23 protein-coding genes are annotated in these 21,300 nt (G+C 71.5%); 8 read left to right on the forward strand and 15 right to left on the reverse strand.

Annotation, left to right across the window (positions count from 1 at the left end):
* From ACO0E0_RS14010 to ACO0E0_RS14040, 7 genes are all read right to left on the reverse strand, one after another.
* The gene (locus ACO0E0_RS14010; protein ID WP_422872056.1) at positions 1–975 is read right to left on the reverse strand and encodes an aldo/keto reductase; all 975 of its coding nucleotides are present in this window, start codon (positions 973–975) and stop codon (positions 1–3) included.
* Entirely contained in the window at positions 960–1,352 is a 393-nt protein-coding gene (locus tag ACO0E0_RS14015) for an L-rhamnose mutarotase (protein ID WP_422872057.1), read from the reverse strand. The genes ACO0E0_RS14010 and ACO0E0_RS14015 overlap by 16 nt, the downstream gene beginning before the upstream one ends.
* Positions 1,352–2,773: an alpha-L-fucosidase gene (locus ACO0E0_RS14020; protein ID WP_422872058.1), complete on the reverse strand. Its 1,422-nt coding sequence runs from the start codon at positions 2,771–2,773 to the stop codon at positions 1,352–1,354. Before ACO0E0_RS14020 ends, ACO0E0_RS14015 begins: the two co-directional genes overlap by 1 nt.
* Positions 2,774–2,912: 139 nt before the next feature.
* The gene (locus tag ACO0E0_RS14025) at positions 2,913–3,839 is read right to left on the reverse strand and encodes a carbohydrate ABC transporter permease (protein WP_422872059.1); all 927 of its coding nucleotides are present in this window, start codon (positions 3,837–3,839) and stop codon (positions 2,913–2,915) included.
* Positions 3,832–4,818 carry a carbohydrate ABC transporter permease gene (locus ACO0E0_RS14030; RefSeq protein WP_422872060.1) on the reverse strand — a complete coding sequence of 329 codons (987 nt, stop codon included), beginning with the start codon at positions 4,816–4,818 and terminating at the stop codon, positions 3,832–3,834. The genes ACO0E0_RS14025 and ACO0E0_RS14030 overlap by 8 nt, the downstream gene beginning before the upstream one ends.
* A gap of 117 nt (positions 4,819–4,935) precedes the next feature.
* Positions 4,936–6,174 (reverse strand): ABC transporter substrate-binding protein, encoded by a 1,239-nt coding sequence (locus ACO0E0_RS14035; RefSeq protein ID WP_422872061.1) that lies wholly within the window; start codon positions 6,172–6,174, stop codon positions 4,936–4,938.
* Positions 6,175–6,242: 68 nt separating this feature from the next.
* Entirely contained in the window at positions 6,243–7,577 is a 1,335-nt protein-coding gene (locus ACO0E0_RS14040; RefSeq protein WP_422872062.1) for an enolase C-terminal domain-like protein, read from the reverse strand.
* Positions 7,578–7,985: 408 nt separating this feature from the next.
* On the opposite strand from ACO0E0_RS14040, the gene ACO0E0_RS14045 reads away from it, so the two are divergent.
* Both ACO0E0_RS14045 and ACO0E0_RS14050 read left to right on the forward strand, forming a co-directional pair.
* A complete protein-coding gene (locus tag ACO0E0_RS14045) occupies positions 7,986–8,228 on the forward strand; it encodes a hypothetical protein (protein WP_422872063.1) in 243 nt (80 codons plus the stop codon).
* Between the two features lie 34 nt (positions 8,229–8,262).
* Entirely contained in the window at positions 8,263–9,006 is a 744-nt protein-coding gene (locus ACO0E0_RS14050; RefSeq protein ID WP_422872064.1) for a class I SAM-dependent methyltransferase, read from the forward strand.
* Between the two features lie 174 nt (positions 9,007–9,180).
* On the opposite strand, the gene ACO0E0_RS14055 is transcribed toward ACO0E0_RS14050, so the two are convergent.
* The 3 genes from ACO0E0_RS14055 to ACO0E0_RS14065 are packed head-to-tail and all read right to left on the reverse strand — an operon-like array spanning position 9,181 to position 11,419.
* The gene (locus ACO0E0_RS14055) at positions 9,181–9,873 is read right to left on the reverse strand and encodes an esterase/lipase family protein (RefSeq protein WP_422872065.1); all 693 of its coding nucleotides are present in this window, start codon (positions 9,871–9,873) and stop codon (positions 9,181–9,183) included.
* The gene (locus tag ACO0E0_RS14060; RefSeq protein WP_422872066.1) at positions 9,870–10,649 is read right to left on the reverse strand and encodes an alpha/beta fold hydrolase; all 780 of its coding nucleotides are present in this window, start codon (positions 10,647–10,649) and stop codon (positions 9,870–9,872) included. The genes ACO0E0_RS14055 and ACO0E0_RS14060 overlap by 4 nt, the downstream gene beginning before the upstream one ends.
* Positions 10,646–11,419 (reverse strand): alpha/beta fold hydrolase, encoded by a 774-nt coding sequence (locus ACO0E0_RS14065; RefSeq protein WP_422872067.1) that lies wholly within the window; start codon positions 11,417–11,419, stop codon positions 10,646–10,648. Before ACO0E0_RS14065 ends, ACO0E0_RS14060 begins: the two co-directional genes overlap by 4 nt.
* A gap of 60 nt (positions 11,420–11,479) precedes the next feature.
* On the opposite strand from ACO0E0_RS14065, the gene ACO0E0_RS14070 reads away from it, so the two are divergent.
* Both ACO0E0_RS14070 and ACO0E0_RS14075 read left to right on the forward strand, forming a co-directional pair.
* Positions 11,480–12,040 carry a dihydrofolate reductase family protein gene (locus ACO0E0_RS14070; protein WP_422872068.1) on the forward strand — a complete coding sequence of 187 codons (561 nt, stop codon included), beginning with the start codon at positions 11,480–11,482 and terminating at the stop codon, positions 12,038–12,040.
* A gap of 145 nt (positions 12,041–12,185) precedes the next feature.
* Entirely contained in the window at positions 12,186–13,478 is a 1,293-nt protein-coding gene (locus ACO0E0_RS14075; protein WP_422872069.1) for an NAD(P)/FAD-dependent oxidoreductase, read from the forward strand.
* Between the two features lies 1 nt (position 13,479).
* Here ACO0E0_RS14075 and ACO0E0_RS14080 read toward each other — a convergent pair whose 3' ends face one another.
* Positions 13,480–14,253: a class I SAM-dependent methyltransferase gene (locus ACO0E0_RS14080; RefSeq protein ID WP_422872070.1), complete on the reverse strand. Its 774-nt coding sequence runs from the start codon at positions 14,251–14,253 to the stop codon at positions 13,480–13,482.
* 107 nt (positions 14,254–14,360) lie between these two features.
* Between ACO0E0_RS14080 and ACO0E0_RS14085 the strand changes: the two genes are divergently transcribed.
* Positions 14,361–15,248 (forward strand): aminoglycoside phosphotransferase family protein, encoded by an 888-nt coding sequence (locus ACO0E0_RS14085; protein WP_422872071.1) that lies wholly within the window; start codon positions 14,361–14,363, stop codon positions 15,246–15,248.
* 29 nt (positions 15,249–15,277) lie between these two features.
* On the opposite strand, the gene ACO0E0_RS14090 is transcribed toward ACO0E0_RS14085, so the two are convergent.
* Positions 15,278–16,141 carry a PHP domain-containing protein gene (locus tag ACO0E0_RS14090; RefSeq protein WP_422872072.1) on the reverse strand — a complete coding sequence of 288 codons (864 nt, stop codon included), beginning with the start codon at positions 16,139–16,141 and terminating at the stop codon, positions 15,278–15,280.
* Between the two features lie 37 nt (positions 16,142–16,178).
* Positions 16,179–17,402, reverse strand: a complete 1,224-nt coding sequence (locus ACO0E0_RS14095) for an alcohol dehydrogenase catalytic domain-containing protein (protein ID WP_422872073.1) — start codon at positions 17,400–17,402, stop codon at positions 16,179–16,181.
* A gap of 149 nt (positions 17,403–17,551) precedes the next feature.
* Between ACO0E0_RS14095 and ACO0E0_RS14100 the strand changes: the two genes are divergently transcribed.
* Together ACO0E0_RS14100 and ACO0E0_RS14105 are read left to right on the forward strand one after the other, a co-directional pair.
* Positions 17,552–17,956 (forward strand): DUF6640 family protein, encoded by a 405-nt coding sequence (locus ACO0E0_RS14100; RefSeq protein ID WP_422872074.1) that lies wholly within the window; start codon positions 17,552–17,554, stop codon positions 17,954–17,956.
* Between the two features lie 34 nt (positions 17,957–17,990).
* Positions 17,991–18,878, forward strand: coding sequence for an SDR family oxidoreductase (locus ACO0E0_RS14105; RefSeq protein ID WP_422872075.1), 888 nt, complete (start codon positions 17,991–17,993; stop codon positions 18,876–18,878).
* Positions 18,879–18,926: 48 nt separating this feature from the next.
* On the opposite strand, the gene ACO0E0_RS14110 is transcribed toward ACO0E0_RS14105, so the two are convergent.
* Together ACO0E0_RS14110 and ACO0E0_RS14115 are read right to left on the reverse strand one after the other, a co-directional pair.
* The gene (locus ACO0E0_RS14110) at positions 18,927–19,397 is read right to left on the reverse strand and encodes a GNAT family N-acetyltransferase (protein ID WP_422872076.1); all 471 of its coding nucleotides are present in this window, start codon (positions 19,395–19,397) and stop codon (positions 18,927–18,929) included.
* 149 nt (positions 19,398–19,546) lie between these two features.
* Positions 19,547–20,038: a MarR family winged helix-turn-helix transcriptional regulator gene (locus tag ACO0E0_RS14115; RefSeq protein ID WP_422872077.1), complete on the reverse strand. Its 492-nt coding sequence runs from the start codon at positions 20,036–20,038 to the stop codon at positions 19,547–19,549.
* 89 nt (positions 20,039–20,127) lie between these two features.
* Here ACO0E0_RS14115 and ACO0E0_RS14120 point away from each other — a divergent pair, with 89 nt between their 5' ends.
* Positions 20,128–21,057: an NADP-dependent oxidoreductase gene (locus ACO0E0_RS14120; protein WP_422872078.1), complete on the forward strand. Its 930-nt coding sequence runs from the start codon at positions 20,128–20,130 to the stop codon at positions 21,055–21,057.
* The last annotated feature ends 243 nt before the right edge of the window (positions 21,058–21,300 follow it).

The following is a 21,300-nucleotide window of genomic DNA, read 5'->3' on the forward strand; positions in this document are numbered from 1 at the left end:
TCAGGCGGGCAGCAGCCCCTCGGCCACGAGCGCGTCCCACAGCGCCGAGGGCACTGACACCCCCGCCCGCGCGACGTTCTGCCGCACCTGCTCCGGGCTCTGCACCCCGACGGCGATCGCCCGGACCGCGTGCGCGCCTCCCGCCGTCGCTCGGAGCGGGAACGCGAGCGCGGCCTCGGGGAGCGTCACACCGTGTTCCAGGCACACCGACCGGATCGCGAGGACCCGCTCGAGGAGCGGCGCGGGCACCGGTGCGTAGTCGTACGTCAGCGAGGCGTCGGGGAGCTCGACCCCGAGCAGGCCGGAGTTGAACACCCCCACGGCGACGACCTGCACCCCGAGCTCGGCGCACCGGGCGACGAGTGCCGCTGCCGGTTGCTCGAGCAGGGTGTACCGACCGGCGAGCATGATGACGTCGACGAGCCCGGTGTCGACCGCCGCCGACAGAGCCGCCACCGAGTTCGACCCCACCCCGACGGCGCGGAGCGCGCCCTCGTCGCGGAGTCCGGCGAGCGCCGGCAGCGCCGTGGCGAGAGCCGGTTCGAGCCCGTACACGTCCGGGTCGTGCAGGTACGCGATGTCGACACGGTCGAGGCCGAGCCGGTCCAGGGACTCCGACAGCGACCGGCGGACGCCCTCGGCCGACGCGTCCCACGACCGGACGAGGTCGTTCGGCACCGCGAACCCGTCGTCGTCGACCCCGTCGCCGGGACCCGGCACGAGGCGGCGGCCGACCTTGGTGCTGAGCAGGTACGAGTCCCGCGGGCGCGACCGCAGTGCAGCACCGAGCCGTCGCTCGGACAGGCCGAGGCCGTAGTGCGGGGCGGTGTCGAACCCCCGCACGCCGGCATCCCACGCGGCGTCGACGGTGGCGCGGGCGTCCTCGTCGGAGATCGCCCGCGCCAGGTTGCCGATGCCGGCACCGCCGAACCAGAACGGCCCGCGGTCGAGGTCGAGCGTCACCGGGTCGCCCATCCGGACGACTCGGACGACCCGGCTGGATCGGCCGACCCGGCCGGCTCGGACGCCGTCGCGAGCTGGTCGGCGAGGCTCCAGACCCGCGGCACGCCGTCGTCGTTCCCGGAGTAGTCGTCCGAGGCCGCCAGCAGCGGGTTCACGATGGCCTGCCACTCCGCGTTCACCGGGTCGTCCGCGAGCACCCGGCGCATCGAGCGGTAGTCCTCGACGTCGATGACGTGGAACAGGTCGAGCCCGTCCCGCCAGATGCGCCAGTCGTGCACCCCGGCGTGCCGCAGTCGGTCCGCGAGCGCGGCGGGCACGACGGCGTGCACGCGCTCGTAGTCCTCCTCGGAGCCGGGTGCGAGCCGGGTGTGCACGGCGACGTGCTCCATCAGGCGGCGGAGCCCGGACCGGCAGCACCACCGGCGGCACCACCGGCGGCACCACCGGCGGACCCGCCAGCACCGCCCGCCAGCACGGCCGCGCCCTCGTCGGTCAGGAACAGCTCCACGACGGGCACCGCGACGTCCGGCCGGACGATCGGCAGCGTCAGGGTGATCGTCCCGGCGGGCTGCCCGCCGACCCCGGTGGTGAGCGCCCGCACGCTCGGGTCGATCACGCGGATGTCGATCTCGGACGCGTCGTTCAACAGCTGCGCGTACTCCACGAGCCCAGCGAGACCCGCGAGGTGCACGTTCTCGAACGGCCAGGCGAACAGGTGCAGGTACAGCCGGTTCCCGCGCAGCGTGTACCGGGTGTTCGCCGGCGGGGTGGCCGTCGTCGGCCCGGCTCCGTAGATCGACCGGGCGTGCCGGTGCATCCAGTCGCCGATCCCCGCGAGCGTCGTGCGGGACACGGCGTCGAGCTCGCCGCGTCCGGTCGGTCCGACGTTCAGGAGCATGTTCCCGTTGTTCGAGACACCGTCGACGAGCATCCGCACGAGGAGGTCCACGCTCTTGACGGTGAGGTTGTCGCGGTCGTACCCCCACGACCCGTTCAGCGTCTGGCAGGCCTCCCATGGCACCTGCACGCCGTCGACCTCCATCGGCTTCTCGGGCTGGTACTGCTCGGGCGTGACGATGTCGCCGGGGATGTCGAGCCGGTCGTTCACGACGATCCCGGGCTGCAGTCGGCGGGTGAGCGCCATGAGCTCGTCACTCCCCCAGTCGTCGCGCCCCTTGCCGCCCCACACGTCGTGGTGGTCGTCCTCGCGGTACGAGAAGTCGTAGAACAGGTAGTCGATCCGTCCGTAGTTCGTCAGGAGCTCCTCGACCTGCCCGTGCAGGTACGCCCGGTAGCGCGCCATGTCCCGGCCGTCGTTGAGCGCCGCGATGGCCTCCTCGCCGTCGTTCCGCCGCGGGTGGTGACCGTCGATGGTGAAGTCCGGGTGGTGCCAGTCGATGAGCGAGTGGTAGAAGCCGACGCGGAGACCCTCGGCGCGCACGGCGTCGACGAACTCCCGGACGAGGTCCCGCCCAGCGGGGGTGTTCGTCGCCTTGTAGTCGGTGAGCGCGGAGTCCCAGAGGCAGAACCCCTCGTGGTGCTTCGTCGTGAGCACGACGTACTTCATGCCCGCTGCCTTCGCCCGGCGCGCCCAGTCGGACGGGTCGAAGAGGTCGGGGTCGAAGTGGTCGAAGTACTTCTGGTAGTCGGCGTCGGTGATGTACTCGCGGTTCTTCACCCACTCGTGCCGGGCCGGGAGCGCGTAGAGGCCCCAGTGGACGAACATGCCGAAGCGTTCCTCGGCGAACCAGGGGGCGATCCCCCCGGCCTGCTCGGCCGTGTCCGGAGCGGTCTGGTCGGTGATGGTCATGTGGGGCGGGTCCCTTTCAGGCGGTGGCGGGGTGTCGGACTGGAGGCGCGGCGTAGGTCGGTCGCGCACGTGCGGGTGGGGAGGGGGGTCGGGTCCGCCGGCGGTTCCGGCGGTGGTTCCGGCGCGGGGACGAGGCGAGCTAGCGCCCGCCGAGTCCGGAGGTGACGATCCCCTTGACGAGGTGCTTCTGCAGCAGGACCAGGAGGATCACCGTCGGCAGCATCGAGATGACCGACGCCGCCATCACGAGGTTCCACTGCGAACCCTGCTGCCCGAAGAACTGCTGGAGGCCGAGCGGGATCGTACCGTGGGCCTCGACGTCGTTGACGACGACGAGCGGCCAGAGGAACGAGTTCCAGTAGGCGATGAACGAGAACACCGCGAGCACCGCACACGTCGGCCGGGCGAGCGGCAGCATCACCGAGAAGAACGTCCGGATCGTGCCGGCCCCGTCCACGCGGGCCGCGTCGTCGAGCTCCTGCGGGATCGTCAGGAAGAACTGCCGGACGAGGAACGCCCCGAGCGCGGTGAACGCCCACGGGATGATGAGCGCCTGGAACGTGTCGACCCAGCCGAAGCCCTGCATCATCACGTACATCGGGATGACGAGGACGTCCTGCGGGATCATCAGCGTCGCGAGGAACAGCACGAACACGGTGTTCCGCCCACGCCAGCGGAGCCGCGAGAACGCGTACCCGCTGATCACCGAGACGGCGACGTTCAGCGCGGTCCCGGCGGCGGCGACGAACACGCCGTTGAGGATGAACCGCGCGAACGGCAGGTACGTGAACGCCTGCTCGTAGTTCTGCCACTCGAACGCCGAACCCCAGAGCGTCGGCGGGGTCGTGAAGGTCTCCGACGCGGGCTTGAGGCTCGTGGACACCATGTAGACGAGCGGCGAGATGAACAGCAGCGCCACGAGGCAGAGGAGGACGTACCCGATCGTCTGCCGGACGCGACCGGTGCGCCGGACCGGGGCACGGCCTCCAGTCCGGCGGAGCCCCTTCGGGTTGACGGTCCGGTTCGTGGACGTCAGCGGCGTCCGCTGTGCCGTCGAGCTACTCATAGTGCACCCACCGCTTCTGTCCGAGGAACTGGATGGCCGTGATGCCGAGGATGATGATGAACAGCACCCACGCTCCGGCCGACGCGAGCCCGAGCTGCTGGTTCTGGAAGCCCGTGTTGTAGATGTACTGCACGATCGTCTCGGTCGAGGTCCCCGGGCCGCCCTTCGTCAGCACGAACGGCTGCACGAACACCTGGAACGACGTGATGAGCGTCATCATCGTCGCGAAGAAGATCGACGGGGAGATGAGCGGGAACTTGATGTTCCAGAACGTCTTCCAGGAGCCGGCGCCGTCGAGCTGCGCCGCTTCGATCTGGTTCTCCGGGACCGCGTCGAGCGCCGCCGAGAAGATGAGCATGTTGTACCCGAAGCCCTGCCAGACGCTCATCGCGACGACGGCGAGCATCGCCCAGCGGTCGTCGGCGAGGAAGTTCGGCGCATGCACCCCGACGGTCGACTGCAAGGTCGCGTCGATCGCACCGCCCGGCTGGTAGAGCATCCGCCACACGACGACGTTCGCCACGATCGGTGTCACCGTCGGGATGAAGAAGAGCACCCGGAAGACGTGCCGACCCCTGATGCGCGGCGTCAACCACGCCGCGAGGCCGAGCGACACGACGAGGTTCGCCGGCACGTACAACACGACGAACAGCACCGTGTTGAGGATCACCGTCCGGAAGATCGGGTCGGAGAACAGCCGCACGTAGTTGCTGAAGCCCGCCGAGGACCGCTCCCCGATGAGCGGCCAGTTCATGAAGCTCACGACGAGCGAGGCGACGATCGGGACGACGGTGAAGACGACCAGACCGACGGAGTGCGGCCCGGCGAACACGGCGCCCCACCACGATCGGCGGCCGACCTCGTCAGCGGGTGCTGGACGACCGGGTCGCCGCGGTGTGCGGGTCCCGCCGGCGATCGCGACGGCGGCGCCGGGAACGGCGCTGTCGGGGATCGTCTCCTGGACGGTGGGCGTCGACATCGACTGCCTCCTGTACGTGCTGCTCGGGGTGGGGAGAGGAGGACGGGAGGCGCGGGGCGGGGTCGACCCGCGCCTCCCGTCCGGAGGGTCACCGACCGGGGCCGGCGGCACCGTCGCCTACTGGGAGGAGCCGAGCTGGCTCGCGATGGAGGACATCGTGTCCTTGCCGGACTGCTGTCCGTTCACCGCCTGGAGGGCGTACTGCGTGAAGAGCTGGCTGAGCTGGTCGCTCTGCTTGTTCCCGGGCAGCGGGGTCGACTTCGCGAGCGCGTCCTTGAGCGTCGTCTCCGCGCCCTCGATGCCGGCGCTGCTGTACCACGACGGCTGCGCTGCGGTCCGGCCGGGGAATGCACGCCCCTGCTCGGCGAGCGAGGTGAGCACCTTCTCGCCGGTCATCGTCGTGATCGCCTTGTACGCCACCTCGGGGTACTTGCACTGCTTCGAGATGCCGAAGCCCGAGCCGGCCGCGAACGACGACGGACCGGAGGTGCCGGACGGGAGCGTCGTGACGCCGAGGTCGAACGTGACCTTGGCCTTCTGGCTGATGAGCGACCAGGGGCCGTCGGTGTACATCGCGACGTCGCCGCTCACGAACGCGTTCGAGTCCGCGGAGCTGTCCGAGCTGGCCTGCGAGGCGTAGCCCTTCTTGACCATGCTCGCGAGCCAGTCGAGACCGTTCGCGAACTTGGTGTTCGTCGCGTCGAGCTTGCCGTCGCTGTCGATCACGCGGCCGCCGTTGTAGCCGAGGATGAGTGACTCGAGGTTGAGGTCGGCGACCGTCGTGCCGAACATCGTCTTGCCGGCGGCCTTGAACTTCGCGCCGTCGGCCTCGAAGTCGTCGGTCGTCCACCCCGGCTTCGGGTCCTCGACGCCGGCGGCCTTGAACGCGTCCTTGTTGTAGAACGCCAGGATGGGACCGGTGTCGTAGGGCAGCCCGTACAGCTTGCCGTCGACCTTCATGCCGTTGATCGCGGTGGTGTCGAACGCGCTGAGGTCGGTGTTGTCCTTCTTCGCGTAGGAGTCGAGCGGCACGAGCACGTCCGTGTAGTTCGCGGCGCGGAGGCTCTGCAGACTGACGATGCACGGTGCGCTGCCCGTGCTCAGCTGGGTCCGGAGCTTCGTCCAGTAGTCGTTGAACGGGGCGCCCTGGATGGTGACCTTCGTGCCGTCGGCGGTGTCGACCGCGTTCGCGACCTTCTGCCAGGCGGCCTTGTCCTCCTTGCCGGCGATCCACATCGACCAGACGAGGTCGTCCTTGCTCTGGCCGGAGGTCCCGCTGCTCCCGGAGGAGCATGCGGTCAGCGCGAGCATTGCGGCGGCTGCCGCTGCGATGCCGGCGACGAGACGTCGTTTCATCGGTGTGTCTCCACTTCGTCGTGGGTGGGGGTGAGGGGGATGGCGTGTCGGATCAGGGGTCGGTCAGCTCAGGCGACGTGCGCCGGGGCGGGTTCGTGTGCGGTGCTGCCGGCCCACACGGGCCCGTCGGGGTACTCGAACGTGCGGAGCGAGTCCTCGAGCATCTCGGTCCCGGCGCCCGGGGCCGTCGGCGGCCAGTACCGCCCGCCGGAGACGTCGACCGGGGTGACGAAGTGCTCGTGCAGGTGGTCGACGAACTCGATGCAGCGGTCGTCCGTGGTGCCGGACACTGCGACGAGGTCGAACATCGACAGGTGCTGGACCGCTTCGCACAGGCCGACGCCACCGGCGTGCGGGCAGACCCGCACGCCGTGCTTCGCGGCGAGGAGCAGGATCGCGAGGTTCTCGTTGACCCCGGCGACGCGGGTGGCGTCGATCTGGAGGACCGAGGCCGCACGCGCCTGGATGAGCTGCTTCGCGATGACCCGGTTCGCCATGTGCTCGCCGGTCGCGACCGGGATCGGGGCGATGCGACGGGCGATCGCAGCGTGTCCGAGCACGTCGTCGGGGCTCGTCGGCTCCTCGACCCAGGCGACACCGAAGGGCGCGAGGTGCTCGATCCACGCGACCGCCTCGTCGACGTCCCACCGCTGGTTCGCGTCGACCGCGATCTTGATGTCCGGGCCGACGACGCTCCGGGCGATGCCCATCCGGCGGACGTCGTCCTCGATGCTGCCGCCCACCTTGAGCTTGATCTGCCGGAACCCGTCGTCGACCGCCTCGCGGCAGAGCGTCGCGAGCTTGGCGTCGTCGTACCCGAGCCAGCCCGGGGTCGTCGTGTACGCCGGGTAGCCCTCCGCGAGCAGCGCGGCGCGGCGTGCGGCGCGGTGCGGCTCGGCAGCCCGGAGGAGTTCGAGCGCCTCGGTCGGGGTCAGCGCGTCGGTGAGGTACCGGAAGTCGACGAGGGCGACGAGCTCCTCGGGACGCATCCCGGCGAGGAGCTCCCAGAGCGGCAGTCCGGCGCGCTTGGCCTTGAGGTCCCAGAGCGCGTTCACGACGGCGCCGATCGCCATGTGCATGACGCCCTTCTCCGGGCCGAGCCAGCGGAGCTGGGAATCGTGGACGAGGGACCTCCACGTGGCGCCCATGTCGTCGAGGAGCGTGTCGACGTCGTGGCCGACGACGTGGTCGCGGAGGGCGTCGATCGCGGCGCTCTGGACCTCGTTGCCGCGGCCGATGGTGAACACGAAGCCCGTGCCGACCAGTGCGTCCGCGGCGTCCGTGCCGATCTCGACGTAGGCGGCGGAGTAGTCGGGGTCCGGGTTCATCGCGTCGGACCCGTCGTGGTCGCGCGACGTGGGGAATCGGACGTCCCGGACGGACATCGTCGTGATCCGGCTCACTGTGGCTCCTTCGCAGCCGATCGTCGTCGATCCGCTGCGAGTCATACAAACATCGGATGTCTCTTGCGTCAAGAGCCATTTTCGCTTGATTACTGCGCGCTTCAGCTCCAGAGTTCCGATGTCTTGGCGGTTCCGGGCCCACGAACGGGAGGCGCGGTGCCGGTCGGACGCGCACCGCGCCTCCCGCCGGTGTGCGGCCCTGCCCGGGCGTACCCCGATCGGCCGGCGATGACCCCCGTCCGGTCGGGGTGCTGTCCCTCGTTCTTTCGACCGTGTTACAGCCCGCCGTGCGCTGCCCGTGCGTCCGCGGATCGCACTCCCGCTCAGCCGGTCCGCGCGGATATCGTCCTGCTGCGCGGGGACGCCGTGCCGCCCGCTACGCCCGAACCGGATCGGATGCCCCAGACCATGGCCTTCGCACTGCACCGTTGGACCCGTGAGACGTTGCTCGCCCGCCTCGAGGCGAACGACGCCATCGACGCCGCAGCCGGCATCGACGAGTGCGCCGCCGCACGCGAACGCCTCCAGCTGCTCGGTCTCGGCGACCGACTCGAGGCCAGCGTCATGACGCCGGACGAAGCGATCGACGCGTTCCACCGGCTCCGCGACGACGCGAGGGCGATCGTCCCGCAGCGGGTCGACGCCGACTGACCTGAGGTCGATCGCGCCGTGGCAGGCTGGCGGGGTGAGCACCGATGCTGAGCACGCCCTGTCCTTCGGCGCCGTCGCCGACGTCTACGAACGTGGCCGCCCGGGGTACCCGGTCGAGGCCGTCGCCTGGCTGCTACCGGCCGGCGCCCGCCGGGTCGTCGACCTCGGCGCGGGGACCGGCAAGGCCACCCGGGTCATCGCCCCGCTCGTGGCCGAGACCATCGCGGTCGAGCCGGACGGCGGCATGCGGACGCAGTTGCAGCAGGGTCTCGGGGCCGTCCCGGGGCTGACGGTCCTCGACGGCAGCGGCGAGCACATCCCGATGCCCGATGCCTCGGTGGACGCCGTCGTCGCCGCGCAGGCATGGCACTGGGTCGACCCCGCGGTCGGATCTGCCGAGGTGGGACGGGTGCTCCGCCCGGGCGGCACGTTCGGACTGGTCTGGAACATCCGCGACGAGCGCGTGCCCTGGGTCGCCGCCCTCACGGCGATCATGCAGCAGCCGCACGAACACGTCGAGTCCGCCGTGGCACCGGACGTCCGCGCACCGTTCGGCGAGGTCGAGCGGCACGCCGTCCCATGGGTCCACGAACAGGACCGCGCGGCGTTCGTCGACATGGTGGCGTCCCGGAGCTACGTCAGCACGCTGCCCGATGCCGAGCGAGGGGACGTGCTGCGGCGCGTGCGGGACCTGCTCGACACCCATCCCGCCCTCGTCGGCCAGGACACGATCCCCGTCCCGTACACGGCGTTCTGCTTCCGAGCAGTCCGCCCCTGAGCCGGGTGCTCCCCTGCCCCCCGCCCCCCTCACCCCCGCGAGCGTGCACTTCTGCCCCGTCCGGAGGCGCTGAACGGGGCGCAACTGCACGCTCGCGGACGCGGCGGGCGGGCCGCGGGCGGGCGGGCGCGCGGGCGCGCGCGGGCGCGCGGGCGCGCGGGCGCGCGGGCCTCGTCAGCCCGCGTCCGCGTCCACGGCATCGAGCACGGCCCGGTACGTCCGCGGGTCGCTGAGGATCCGGAAGTGCCCGCCGACCTCGAGCCGGACGTTCCGTGCTCCCGCGAGTTCGCTCCCGTCCGGGATCATCGTGTCGAACACCCCGAACACCGACGTGATCCGGGCATTGACGGCGACGTCCGCGGCGAGCGCCGACAGCGTCGGGTCGTGCACCGAGAACGCCCGGAGTGCCGGGGTCGGGCCGAACCGGGCGTAGGCGCTCCCCCCGAACGGCGTCGCGATCGCGACCATCCGGTCGATGCGGCCGTCGGGATCGAGCCGCGTCATGGCGTACTTGCCGATCAGTCCGCCCTTGCTGTGGGCGAGCAGGAGCGCGTCGCCGAGGCCCTCCTCGGCGATGCGCCGCATCACGATCGCCGCGCTCTCGGCGACCGGTCGGAGGTTGTGCTGCAGGTCGGTGACGACGTACACCGGGTGACCGTGCTCGTGCAGGGCGTCCATCAGCGGCCGCAGGAAGTGCCACGTCTCGTAGATGCCGGGCAGCACCACGATCGGCTGTCGATCGCCGGAACGGTAGTCGTCGGCGGTGGTCGGTCCGAGGCTCCGGACCTGCCAGACTCCCGCGTAGACCCAGTCGGCCACCCACCACACGGCGGTGCGGAGCCGCGCCCGGACCGTTCGACCGCTCATCGCCCGGCACGCTCCCGAGCTCGGTCCGCGACGAACGCGGCGATGCGCGCACCGAGCGCGACCGGCCGGTGTTCCGGCAGCTGGTGCGGCCCGCGCAGCTCGACGAGGTGTGCGTCGACACCCGCGGCAGCCACCCGCTCGACCCATCCGTGCCGGGCGATCGGGTCCGCGGTCCCCCGGACGACCAGGACCGACACGGCGACCATCGGGAGGGCGTCGAGGAGTCGGTACCGGATCATCGCCCGGAGCGCCGACGGGTACTGCCGCCGGCTCCGGACGTAGTCGGTGAGCACGACGGCGTTCATGCGCACCCCCTCCACGAACCCGTCGAGGAACAGCCCGAGCGCCTGCTGCCGGACGGTCTGTCGGCGGTCGTCCACGACGGGGTCGACGAGCACCACCCCGGAGACGACCGTCGGGTGTCGCAGCGCTGCCTCGACGACGACCTGGGACCCCATCGAGTGCCCCACCAGGACTGCCCGGTCCATCCCGACCGCCGCGAGTGCCCGGACGACGACGTCGGCGAGGTCCGCGATGTCCATCGGACGGCCGGGTGCCGGGAGTCCCCCGTGGCCCGGGAGGTCGACGGTGATCGTCCGGTGCGAGCGCGACAGCACCTCGTGCACGCGCCGGAACGAACGGTGCGACATGCCGATGCCGTGCACCAGGACGACGGTCGGGCCGGACGCAGCCCGGACGTGTCCGGCGGGGGCGAGCGTCCGCGTGCGCACCACGGCCCCGTCGACCTCGACGACGCGGACGAGCGGGCGCGTCACCGCAGCCGACCGACCGACTGCACCCGCAGGAACTCGTCCACGATCGCCGCCACCGGCCCCGGCTGCTGCTCGTGCACGTGGTGGGCGCCGGGGAGCTCGATGAGCGCCCCCTCGCCGGCGACCCCGACGAGACGGCGTCCCCAGTCGTGCCCGGACAGCGCATCCGCGTGCCCGCGGACGACCAGCACGGGCACACCGAGGTCGGCGACGCGTTTGAACAACGGCTGCCGGATCGCGCTCGGGAGCAGCGGCAGGGTCGCGCCGACGCTCCGCAGGAACCCGCCCGTGACCCGGAGCCGGATCGACGTCGGCTCCCGGAACCAGTCCCGCACGAGGTCCGCCGCCTGCCGCCACGGCTGACGGCGGCGGTCGTCGACGACCGGGCCGAGCAGTCCGACGCTCGTCGCGAGGTCCGGCGCGCGGTTGCCGAGCTCGACGGCGACCTGGCCGCCGAAGCCGTGCCCCACGACGAGGCAGTCGACGACGTCGTGGGCGCGGAGCGCGCCCTCGAGCACCGCCGCGAAGTCCGGCGCACGCAGCAGGCGCGCGGTGTCCGGGACACCGCCGAACCCCGGCAGGTCCACCGCGATCGTCCGGTGCCCGCGGGACAGCGCCTCGTGCAGTCGCCGGACGGACCGGGAGGACCCGGCGAGCCCGTGCACGAGGACGACCGTCGGGGCGAGCGTGTCCCGGGTCCGTCCGGCCGGCGCCAGGGTCCGCAGCCGCACGGTCGCTCCGTCGATCACCACGGTCTCGACGAGGGCTCGCATGCCTCGACGATACGCGGCGCACCCTGGTGCCCGGGCGTGCGCAGGCGCTAGCGTCTGGCCATGCGCAAGGTCTCCACCGGGTTGTTCTGCTCCGTCGACGGTGTCGTGGGCGAGCCGTACCGGTTCCAGTTCGACAGCTTCGACGACGAGCTCGGTGCGGCGCTGACCGCGTTCATGGCGTCGACCACGGCCGGGATCCTCGGCCGGACGTCGTACGAGGAGTGGGCCGACCACTGGCCGCGGATGGCGCCGGACTCCGGCGACCCGTTCGCCGCCTTCATCAACCCGCTCCCGAAGTACGTCGCCTCGCGCACCCTCCGGGGCCCGCTCGCCTGGCAGAACTCGACGCTCGTCGACGGCGACCTCGTCGAGTTCGTGCGGGACCTCAAGCAGACCGACGGCGGGGACGTCGCTGTGTTCGGGAGCATCTCCGTGGTGCGCCAGCTGCTCTTCGCGGGCGTGCTCGACGAGCTGCAGCTCATGGTCCACCCCGTGATCGCCGGCGACGGACAGCGGCTCTTCCGCGCGGGCGACCCGACGACACGGCTGTCGCTCGTCCGCTCGGACACGACGAGCGCCGGGAACGTCCTGGTCACCTACGCGGTGCGACCGCCGGCCTGAGCGAGCACTCCGCCCGGACCTGTGTCAGGGTGGGTGTCGACGACCTGCCCGACGGCGCGCACCGCGTCGTCAGCCACCCGCGGCGACCCCGCGGAGAACCAGCGCCACGGGAGCCCGCGGCAGCATCGACACCGCAGGAGAGCCCATGCCGAACCGTCCCCACATCGTCATCGTCGGCGGAGGGTTCGCCGGGATCGCGACGATGAAGGCCCTGCGGAACGCGGACGTCGACGTCACGCTCATCGACCGGCACGTCTACAACATGTTCCAACCGCTCATGTACCAGGTCGCGACGGGCGGCCTCAACGCCGGGGACGTCACGTACTTCCTGCGCAGCCTCCGCGCCAAGCAGCCGAACGCGAACTTCCGACACGGCCTGCTCCGCCACATCGACCCCGAGGCGCAGACGGTCGCCCTGAGCGACGGCGAGGAGATCGGCTACGACGCCCTCGTCCTCGCGAACGGCGTCAACACGAGCTACTTCGGGACGAAGGGTGCGTACGAGTACGCGTACTCGATGTACTCCCGCTCGCAGGCGCTCCGCATCCGCGACGAGCTGTTCACCCAGCTCGAGAAGGCCGCCGCCGGTCAGGACACCATGGAGGTCCGGGTCGTCATCGTCGGCGGCGGCGCGACCGGCGTCGAGATGGCCGGATCGCTCGCCGAGCTGCGCGACCAGGCCCTGAAGGACGCGTACCCCGAGATCGACGCGTCGAGCATCAAGATCACCCTCGTGCACCGCGGAGGCGAGCTGCTGAAGCCCTTCGCGCCGCGGCTCCGCCGGTACGCGGCGAGGGTCCTGCGGAAGCGCGGGGTCGTCCTCCGCCTGAACTCCGGGGTCGAGGAGGTCACCCCCGACGGCGTGGTCGTCGCCGGCGGCGAGTTCATCCCCGCCGAGGTCGTCGTGTGGGCCACGGGTGTCGCCGCGCACAAGGAGGTCGGGTCCTGGGGCATGCCGCAGGGTCCCGGCGGCCGCATCCAGGTGAACGACGACCTGACCGTCAAGGGCTTCGACAACATCTACGCCGCCGGCGACATCGCCGCGCAGGACGACGCCCTCGCGCAGCTCGCTCAGCCCGCGATCCAGGGCGGCGACCACATCGGCGAACAGATCGTCCGCACGCTCGCCGGCCGGCCCCGGGAGCGGTTCCGCTACCACGACAAGGGCACCATGGCGACGATCGGCACGAACGCCGCGGTCGCCCAGCTCCGCGGTGGCATCACGATGATCGGCCCGGTCGCGTGGGCCGCGTGGGTCGTGGTGCACATCGCGAGCCTGCTCGGCAACGGCAACCGGATGTCGACCCTGACGCACTTCTTCGTCCGCTACCTCTGGGCCATGCGGAAGCGGGCGATCCCGATCGTCGGCGACGTCCGCCCGGTGCGTCCGAACGGCGACCGCGAGCCGGAGTCGTGGCAGCTGGAGAAGTCCGAGTAGGTCAGCGCCCCACCACGAGCACGAGCGACCCGTCGAACTCCGGGGTCGTCCGGAGCGCACCCCAGCGACGATCCCACGTGCCGTCGTCGAGGTCCCGCTGGAGGTCGTGGACGAACCGGGGCTCGACCTCGGCCCCGACGAAGCTCCAGGCCGAGTTCGCCCGCCGTGCCCCGGGGTCGAGCAGCAGCTCGGGGCGACCGTAGTACGCCTCGCTGAACCCGTCGGTGCACGCGAGCGGGATGGGCAGCGGCCGCACGTCGACGTCCCCGCCGAGCCCCGCCGCGATGCGGTCGAGGGTCGGGTAGCGCCGGGCCTCGGTCGCGATGACCTCCGGTGCGTACGTCGCGAGCCACGACCGGTCGAGGCGCGACGGGTCGCAGGTCAGCACGAGCACGGGCCCGCGGGTCACCCGACGGAGTTCCGCCAGTCCGCGTTCGAGGTCGCCCCACTGGTGCACCGAGAACGTCGTCATCGCGGCGTCGAATGCGTCGTCCTCGAACGGCAGGTCCTCGGCGGTCGCGTCGATCGCGACGGCGAGGCCCGGTCCCCGCTGCACCCGCATCGCAGCGGAGGGCTCGACGGCGGTCACGGACCGGTCCTCGGGCTCGTACGACCCCGCGCCGGCGCCGACGTTGAGCACCGTCGTCGCGTCGCCGAGGGCGAGTCCGATCGCCGCCGCGAACGCCGGCTCGGGTCGACGGTGGTCCCGGTACCCGACCCCGATCCGCCCGTAGTCCGCGTCCCCCGCCGATCCGTCCGTCACTCGCGTCGTCATGGGGGCACGGTACCGGATGGCGGACGGGAGGCGCGGGGCCGGCGCACCACGCGCCTCCCGTCCGGTGTCCGCTCGCGTTCCGCACCCGGCTGCGGCAGGCTGGTCCCGTGGACATCGACGCCGACCTCGCGCGCCGACTCGTCGCGCAGCAGTTCCCGGCCTGGGCCGACCTGCCGGTGCGTCCCGTCGACCTGCCCGGCTGGGACAACCGGACGTTCCGGCTCGGCGACACGATGAGCGTGCGGCTGCCGAGCGCTGCGCACTACGTCGCCCAGGTCGAGAAGGAGCAGGTCTGGCTCCCCCGTCTCGCCCCGTACCTGCCGCTGCCGATCCCGGCGCCGATCGCGCTCGGACAGCCCGGCGAGGGCTACCCGTACCCGTGGTCGGTCTACGGCTGGATCCCCGGGCGACCCTCGGCCGCCGACACGATGGGCGACACCGTCCGGTTCGCGACGGCGCTCGCCGAGTTCCTCCGTGCGTTCGAGTCGATCGACGCCGCGGACGGACCCCCGCCGGGTGAGCACAACTTCCACCGCGGCGGTGCGCTCGCGGTCTGGGACGACCAGGCACGGGCGGCGCTCGGCATCCTCCGGGGGCGGATCGACACCGACGTCGCACGACGGGTCTGGGACGACGCCCTCGCGACGACGTGGACGTCGGACCCGGTGTGGGTGCACGGCGACGTCGGTCCGAACAACCTGCTCGTCGACGACGCCGGACGGCTCACCGGGGTGATCGACTTCGGCGGATGCGGGGTCGGCGACCCGGCGTGCGACCTGACGATCGCGTGGCAGGTCTTCGACGGTCCGTCGCGAGCGGTCTTCCGGCACGCGATGGACCTGGACGACGGGACCTGGGCGCGGGCCCGCGGCTGGGCGCTCTGGAAGGCGATGATCGTCGCCGCCGGGATGATCGGGACGGTCTCGCCGATGCCGACCCGGTCATGGGGTGTCCTGGACCGCGTGCTCGCGGACGGCGGTCGCGACCGGAGGTGAGCCCGTCCCGCAGGAGCACACGAGGGTGCTCAGCGCGTCCAGAAGTCCTCCGGGCGGGACCCGGCTCGGAAGCCGTAGTGCTCGAGCATCGCGGTCGCCTCCGGGAAGTTCGCCGCGAGCGCCTCCGGCACGTGGGCGTCGCTGCCGAACGACACCGCTCGACCGCCCTCCTCGCTCCACCACTCCGGGACCCACGACCACAGGCGGCGGGTGTTCATCTCGAGCGCCCGACCGGACGCGGCGAGAGCACGCATCGCGCCGCGGAACCCCTCCTCGAACCGCCGCGGGTCGAACGGTCCGACGGCGTCGGTCGGCCACGCACGGACGGCGTAGTCGATGTGGGTGAAGACGGCGAACCGGTCGGACCCGGCGACCATCCGCGGGATCTCCTCGAGGTACGCCCACATCACCGCGTCCGGGTCGTGGTGCCGGTACAACGTGACCGGTTCCGTGCGGTCGCCGCCCGACGCACCGTCCAGGCCGATCGGCAGCATGTGGAGCGACCCGTTCACCCGGTCGATCATCCCGGACCCGAGGACGTCGGCGGCCTGTGCGTCCCAGAGGTGCGGTTGCCCGAACTCGACCCCCGTCATGACGTGGAGCTCGGGGAACGCCGCCCGGCACCGTTCGATCGCGTCGAGCCAGCCGGCCAGGTCGAATGGTGGGAGCCGCACGAGTCCGTCGTCGTCGACCAGGGACTCCGCATGCTCCCCCATGTCGCCGGGGTCGACGCGCCACTGCGGCTCGAGGTCGAGGTGCTCGGTGAACACCAGCGCCGGCAGGCCGATCCGCACCGCCCGTTCGCAGGTCCGGACCATCCGGCCCGGGGACGCCGGATCGGACCCGCTGTCCCAGGAGAACTCGCTGTGGACGTGGGCATCGGCGGGGAGCATGGGACCATCGTGCCGTGTGCCGTGCGCGACCGCCACCTCACTCCGCGGTCGACAACTCGACCTTCGTCCAGCCCGGCTCACGACGGTCGAACGCGGCGTAGGCATCGATGGCCGAGCCGATGCCCTCGTGCTCGGTGATGAGCGCGGTCGGGTCGAACTGCCCGGCGGCGACCATGTCGATGAGGGGTGGGGTCACCGAGTGGTGGTCGCAGTTGCCCATGCGGATCGTGAGGTTCTTGTTCATCGCCTGCCCGAGCGGGTACGCCTCGAAGGTGGGCGAGTACACACCGATGATCCCGATGCGCCCGTACTTCGCCACGACCTCGATGCTCCAGCGAGCGACCTGGGAGGGGCCGTCTCCCGGCTTCCATTGGTGGTGGCTCCCCTGGCCGGCGGGATCCGCGTCCGGTGCGACCTCGGCGACCTCGGCGTCGAACTGCTCGGCCTGCTCCGGGGACACCGCTGCGGGCCCGTGCTTCGGACGCTCGGCATCGACGCCCACTGCATCGATCACGCAGTCCGCTCCGATCCCGTTCGTCAGATCCATGATCGTCTGCACGGGGTCCTCGGTGTCGTAGTTGACGACCTCGGCGTGTTGCGCGAGCGCCTGCGCCAGCCGGGTCTCGTTGCTGTCGACGACGATCACGCGCCCGGCTCCCTGCTTGAACGCCGACGCGATCGCGAACTGCCCGACCACACCGGCGCCGAACACGACGACGACGTCCCCCCGGGTCACCCCGGCGAGCTGCGCGCCGAACCAGCCGGTCGGGAAGATGTCCGACAACAGGATCGCCTGCTCGTCGCTGACGTTCTCCGGGAGCCCGTGCATGGTGTTCTGCGCGAACGGCACGCGGACGTACTCGGCCTGGAGCCCGTCGAACGACCCGGCGCCCTCCGGTCCGCCGAAGAACGCGGTGCCGGCGGTGGGGCCGTTCGGGTTCGCGACGTCGCACTGCGCCGTCTTGCCCATCCGGCAGTACCGGCAGGCACCGCACGAGATGGTCGAGTTGATCACGACGCGGTCGCCAGGGGTGAACCCTCGGACTGCGTCGCCGATCTGCGTGACGACGCCGACGGCCTCGTGTCCGAGGATCGTGCCTTCCTGCATCGGGGCCATCGTGCCGCGGACGAAGTGCAGGTCAGTGCCGCAGATCGCGCTCTTGGTGATCCGGACGATCGCGTCGCGCGGGTCGAGGATGATGGGCTCGGGGACGTCGTCGAGTCGGATGTCGCCGATGCCGTGCCAGACCACTGCCTTCATGGGGTGCTCCTTGTCGCTCGTTGGTCGAGATCCCGTCGGACGGTACCCGCGTCGTGCTCCGAGCCGGGGGACGGCGTGTCCAGGTGCGGGTCGGGACCATCGTGCCGTGTGGCGTGCGCGGTCGCCATCGCGCGCGTAGACCGGGCGGCATGCGTCAGATCACCGTCACGCGGGCCGTCCTCACCGTCACCGCGCTGTACGGCGGCGTCGGGGGGTTCATCGCCGACTGGAACACGACCCACATCCACAACCCGAACTGGCCGCCGCACGCCAAGTTCCACAACGCTCAGACGATGAGCCTCGGCGCGGGGCTGGCGCTGCTGACGCTCGCCGTGGTCTGGGGCGGCCGGGGTCGCTGGTCGGCGTCCCGACTCGCCCTCGCGACGGCGTTGTCCTCGCTGTACCCGGCGACCCAGCTCTCCGCGCTCCTCTACCCCGGGACGGCGCTCGTCGACGATCCGGACGATCGCCGCGGTCCGCAGGGGTACATCGCCGCGGGTCTGCTCGTCCTCGTCGCGGTCGTCTCCCTGGTCGAGCGTCGACGTCGTCCCTGAGCGCCCGGACGACGACCGCGAGCAGAGTGGGTCCATGAGCCAGTACGACAAGAAGGACCCGAACACCCTCTACCCCGCGCCGCCGTACCCGGAGCAGGAGCAGTCGCTGCCGGGTGCCGCGTACAAGATGGACCCGAAGCCCGACCACGGCGAGGAGAGCTACCTCGGCCTCGGACGACTCAAGGGCTTCCGCGGCATCGTCACCGGCGCCGACTCCGGCATCGGCCGCGCCGCCGCGATCGGCCTCGCCCGCGAGGGTGCCGACCTCGTCCTGTCCTACCTGCCCGACGAGCAGGAAGACGCCGAGGAGGTCCGCGACCTCCTCACCGCGGAGGGCCGGAAGATCGTGCTGTTCCCCGGGGACATCTCGGACGAGCAGTACTGCATCGACCTCGTCCAGAAGGGCGTCGACGAGCTCGGCGGCCTCGACACGCTCGTCATGGTCGCCGGCCGGATGGACAGCAACGACGACATCCTGACCCTCGACACCACGATGTTCGACTCGACGTTCAAGACGAACATCTACTCGCTGTTCTGGCTGACGAAGGCGGTCGTCCCGCACCTCGAGCCGGGCTCCACCATCGTCACGACCGGGTCGATCCAGGCGTCGACGCCGTCGGCCGACAAGATCGACTACGCGGTCTCGAAGGGCGCGATCAAGCTCTTCACCGAGGCCGTCGCCCAGCAGCTCGCACCGAAGGGCATCCGCGTCAACTCGGTCGCCCCGGGTCCCGTGTGGACCCCGCTGCAGCCCGGGTCCGACGACGCCGAGACCGTCTCGACGTTCGGCCAGGACTCGCCGTTCGGCCGTCCCGGGCAGCCCGCGGAACTCGCCGCGGCCTACGTGCACCTCGTCAGCCCGGAGTCGAGCTACAGCTCCGGGTCGACGATCACGGTCGCGGGCGGCACGCCCGCGTTCTGAGTCGGGGACGGGAGGCGCGGTGCCGGCCGGTCCCGCGCCTCCCGTCTGTCACAGGGTCTTGGCGAGCGCGACGGAGAACGGGCTCTCGACGTAGGGACCCCAGAGGGCGATCCGGTGGTAGCCGCGGCGCTCGAAGAACTCGAGCGCACGGAGCATCTGCGGTGCCGTCTCGTACACGACTGCGGGCGCGCCGAGGTCGGCCGCGGCGATCTCGAGTTCCTGGAGGATGCGGGTGCCCACCCCGTGGGTCCGCATGTCCGACCGGACGTACAGTCGACGGATCTCGTACACGCCGTCCCCGACCGACGCGAGACCGCCGCAGCCGAGGGGCGTCCCGACCCGGTCGTGTGCGACGAAGTGCGCCGCCAGCATCGGCGCGCTGAGCTCCGTCCCGAAGTCCGACCGCTGCCCGACGATGCCGTCCGTCTCGATGCGGGCTGCGGCCCGGAGGCGCATGGCGTGCTCGGAGTCGAACGGGGTGGCGTCGACCGTGAACGACCAGGATTCGTCGACGGGCATCGGTCCGGACATGCTCAACAGCCTCGCTCTCTCTGCACTCGATCACCATAGGGGCCGGGACGCCGAGCCCGCTCCTGCCGGGGCGCGTGCCGTCCTGATGGATCGATCAGGTCAGGGATCGACAGGCCCCCGGGTCCATGCGGGTCTCCTCACGACCGGCGGCGGCGGGTCGATCTCGGCGGCGCGGCACGGAGCTGCTCCTGGATGGTCCCGAGGATGCGCGCGAGGTCGTCGGCGTCGGCGTCCGAGACGTGTGCGAAGAGGAGTCCGTGCACCGTCGCGATGTGCCCGGGGAACACCGTCGCGAGCACGTCGCGACCGGCGTCCGTGATGGCGACGACCGTGCTCCGCTCGTCGTCCGGTGACGGCGAGCGTGTGACGAGCCCACGTTGTTCGAGCAGTTGCGCCTGGTAGGTCAGGCCGCTGCGGCTGTAGACGACGCCGTCGGCGAGGTCGGTCATCCGCTGCACTCCGTCGGGCGCGTCGCCCAGGCGTGCGAGGAGTTGGAACTGGACGGTGCTGAGCGCACCGGCATCGCGGAGCTGCGCCTCGACCGCCGGCCGGAGGAGCGCGCCGACCTCGGTGAAGGCGAAGTACGCGCGGAGCTGTGCCGGGGTGAGGGCGGTGACGGGTTCGACCATGCATCGATCCTACCTGTTGATTCGAGTTCGAAGCAGTGCTACCATCGGATCATCGCTTCGAATTCGAAGCACTATGACAGGAGATCATCATGCACGCAGTCCAGTTCCACGAAGTCGGCGGACCCGAGGTCCTCGCCCTGGCCGAGGTCGACCAGCCGGTCCCCACGGCCGGACAGGTGCGCCTCCGCGTCGCCGCATCGGCGTACAACCCCGCGGACAACAGCATCCGCGCCGGGTCCCTGCCGATCCCGATCACGCTCCCGCACATCCCGGGGTACGACGTCTCCGGCACCGTCGACGCGGTCGGCGACGGCGTGTCCGGACTCGAGATCGGTGACGCCGTGATCGGGTTCCTGCCGATGGAGCGCGACGGCGGCGCCGCCGAGTACGTCGTGGCCCCCGCGGAGTCGCTCGTGTCGGCACCGACGAGCATCCCGCTCACGGACGCGGCCGCACTCCCCTCCGTCGCCCTGACCGCGTGGCAGGCGCTCTTCGACGAGGGCCGGGTCCGCGACGGGCAGCGGGTGCTCGTCGTCGGCGCCGGGGGCCCCGTCGGCGGGTACGCCGTCCAGCTCGCCGCACGGGCCGGAGCGCACGTCGTCGCGACGGCCAGCCCCCGCAGTGCCGACGCCGTCCGGGCAGCCGGTGCCGCCCAGGTCATCGACCACACCACCACCGACCTGCTCGACGCGGTCGACGAACCGGTCGACGTCCTGCTGAACCTCGCCCCGATCGACCCGGAACGGTTCGCCGCCCTCGTCGCGCTCGTCCGCGACGGCGGCGTCGTCGTCAGCACCACCGCGTTCATGGCGACCCCCGGGGACGACGCCCGCGGTGTGCGCGCTGCGACGGTGTTCGTCCGGTCGGACCGTGAGCGCCTCGCCGAGCTGGTGTCCCTGGTGGACGAGGGTGCACTCACGGTCGAGGTCGACCGTCGGATCCCGCTCGCCGACCTGCCCGCGCTCCACGCCGAGGCCGCGACGGGCGGGGTCACGGGCAAGGTCGTCGTCCGGCCGTGAGCCGCGCACCGTCGGCTTGACGAGTGAGCAGCAATCGTCGAGTTCCATGCCCGGACCCGACGATTGCTGCTCACTCGCGGACACCGGTCGGACGGCAATGGTGGGCGGGCGGCAATGGTGGAGCGCTCCGGAAATCGAACCAGACGAGGCCCCCCGACAGGGGCGCGCCCCTCGCGGGACGACTCCACCATAGCGGATGGCCGACGCGACGTGGGCCGGGGCGGACGGGAGGCGCGGGACGGC

The organism is Curtobacterium phyllosphaerae (assembly GCF_049341865.1).
Lineage (GTDB): Bacteria > Actinomycetota > Actinomycetes > Actinomycetales > Microbacteriaceae > Curtobacterium > Curtobacterium phyllosphaerae.

Coding starts and splice junctions, on each gene's coding strand:
- ACO0E0_RS14010 (WP_422872056.1), bottom strand. CDS start 975: ATGGGCGACCCGGTGACGCTCGACCTCGACCGCGGGCCGTTCTGGTTC.
- ACO0E0_RS14015 (WP_422872057.1), bottom strand. CDS start 1,352: ATGGAGCACGTCGCCGTGCACACCCGGCTCGCACCCGGCTCCGAGGAG.
- ACO0E0_RS14020 (WP_422872058.1), bottom strand. CDS start 2,773: ATGACCATCACCGACCAGACCGCTCCGGACACGGCCGAGCAGGCCGGG.
- ACO0E0_RS14025 (WP_422872059.1), bottom strand. CDS start 3,839: ATGAGTAGCTCGACGGCACAGCGGACGCCGCTGACGTCCACGAACCGG.
- ACO0E0_RS14030 (WP_422872060.1), bottom strand. CDS start 4,818: ATGTCGACGCCCACCGTCCAGGAGACGATCCCCGACAGCGCCGTTCCC.
- ACO0E0_RS14035 (WP_422872061.1), bottom strand. CDS start 6,174: ATGAAACGACGTCTCGTCGCCGGCATCGCAGCGGCAGCCGCCGCAATG.
- ACO0E0_RS14045 (WP_422872063.1), top strand. CDS start 7,986: ATGGCCTTCGCACTGCACCGTTGGACCCGTGAGACGTTGCTCGCCCGC.
- ACO0E0_RS14055 (WP_422872065.1), bottom strand. CDS start 9,873: ATGAGCGGTCGAACGGTCCGGGCGCGGCTCCGCACCGCCGTGTGGTGG.
- ACO0E0_RS14065 (WP_422872067.1), bottom strand. CDS start 11,419: ATGCGAGCCCTCGTCGAGACCGTGGTGATCGACGGAGCGACCGTGCGG.
- ACO0E0_RS14070 (WP_422872068.1), top strand. CDS start 11,480: ATGCGCAAGGTCTCCACCGGGTTGTTCTGCTCCGTCGACGGTGTCGTG.
- ACO0E0_RS14075 (WP_422872069.1), top strand. CDS start 12,186: ATGCCGAACCGTCCCCACATCGTCATCGTCGGCGGAGGGTTCGCCGGG.
- ACO0E0_RS14080 (WP_422872070.1), bottom strand. CDS start 14,253: ATGACGACGCGAGTGACGGACGGATCGGCGGGGGACGCGGACTACGGG.
- ACO0E0_RS14090 (WP_422872072.1), bottom strand. CDS start 16,141: ATGCTCCCCGCCGATGCCCACGTCCACAGCGAGTTCTCCTGGGACAGC.
- ACO0E0_RS14095 (WP_422872073.1), bottom strand. CDS start 17,402: ATGAAGGCAGTGGTCTGGCACGGCATCGGCGACATCCGACTCGACGAC.
- ACO0E0_RS14100 (WP_422872074.1), top strand. CDS start 17,552: ATGCGTCAGATCACCGTCACGCGGGCCGTCCTCACCGTCACCGCGCTG.
- ACO0E0_RS14105 (WP_422872075.1), top strand. CDS start 17,991: ATGAGCCAGTACGACAAGAAGGACCCGAACACCCTCTACCCCGCGCCG.
- ACO0E0_RS14110 (WP_422872076.1), bottom strand. CDS start 19,397: ATGCCCGTCGACGAATCCTGGTCGTTCACGGTCGACGCCACCCCGTTC.
- ACO0E0_RS14115 (WP_422872077.1), bottom strand. CDS start 20,038: ATGGTCGAACCCGTCACCGCCCTCACCCCGGCACAGCTCCGCGCGTAC.
- ACO0E0_RS14120 (WP_422872078.1), top strand. CDS start 20,128: ATGCACGCAGTCCAGTTCCACGAAGTCGGCGGACCCGAGGTCCTCGCC.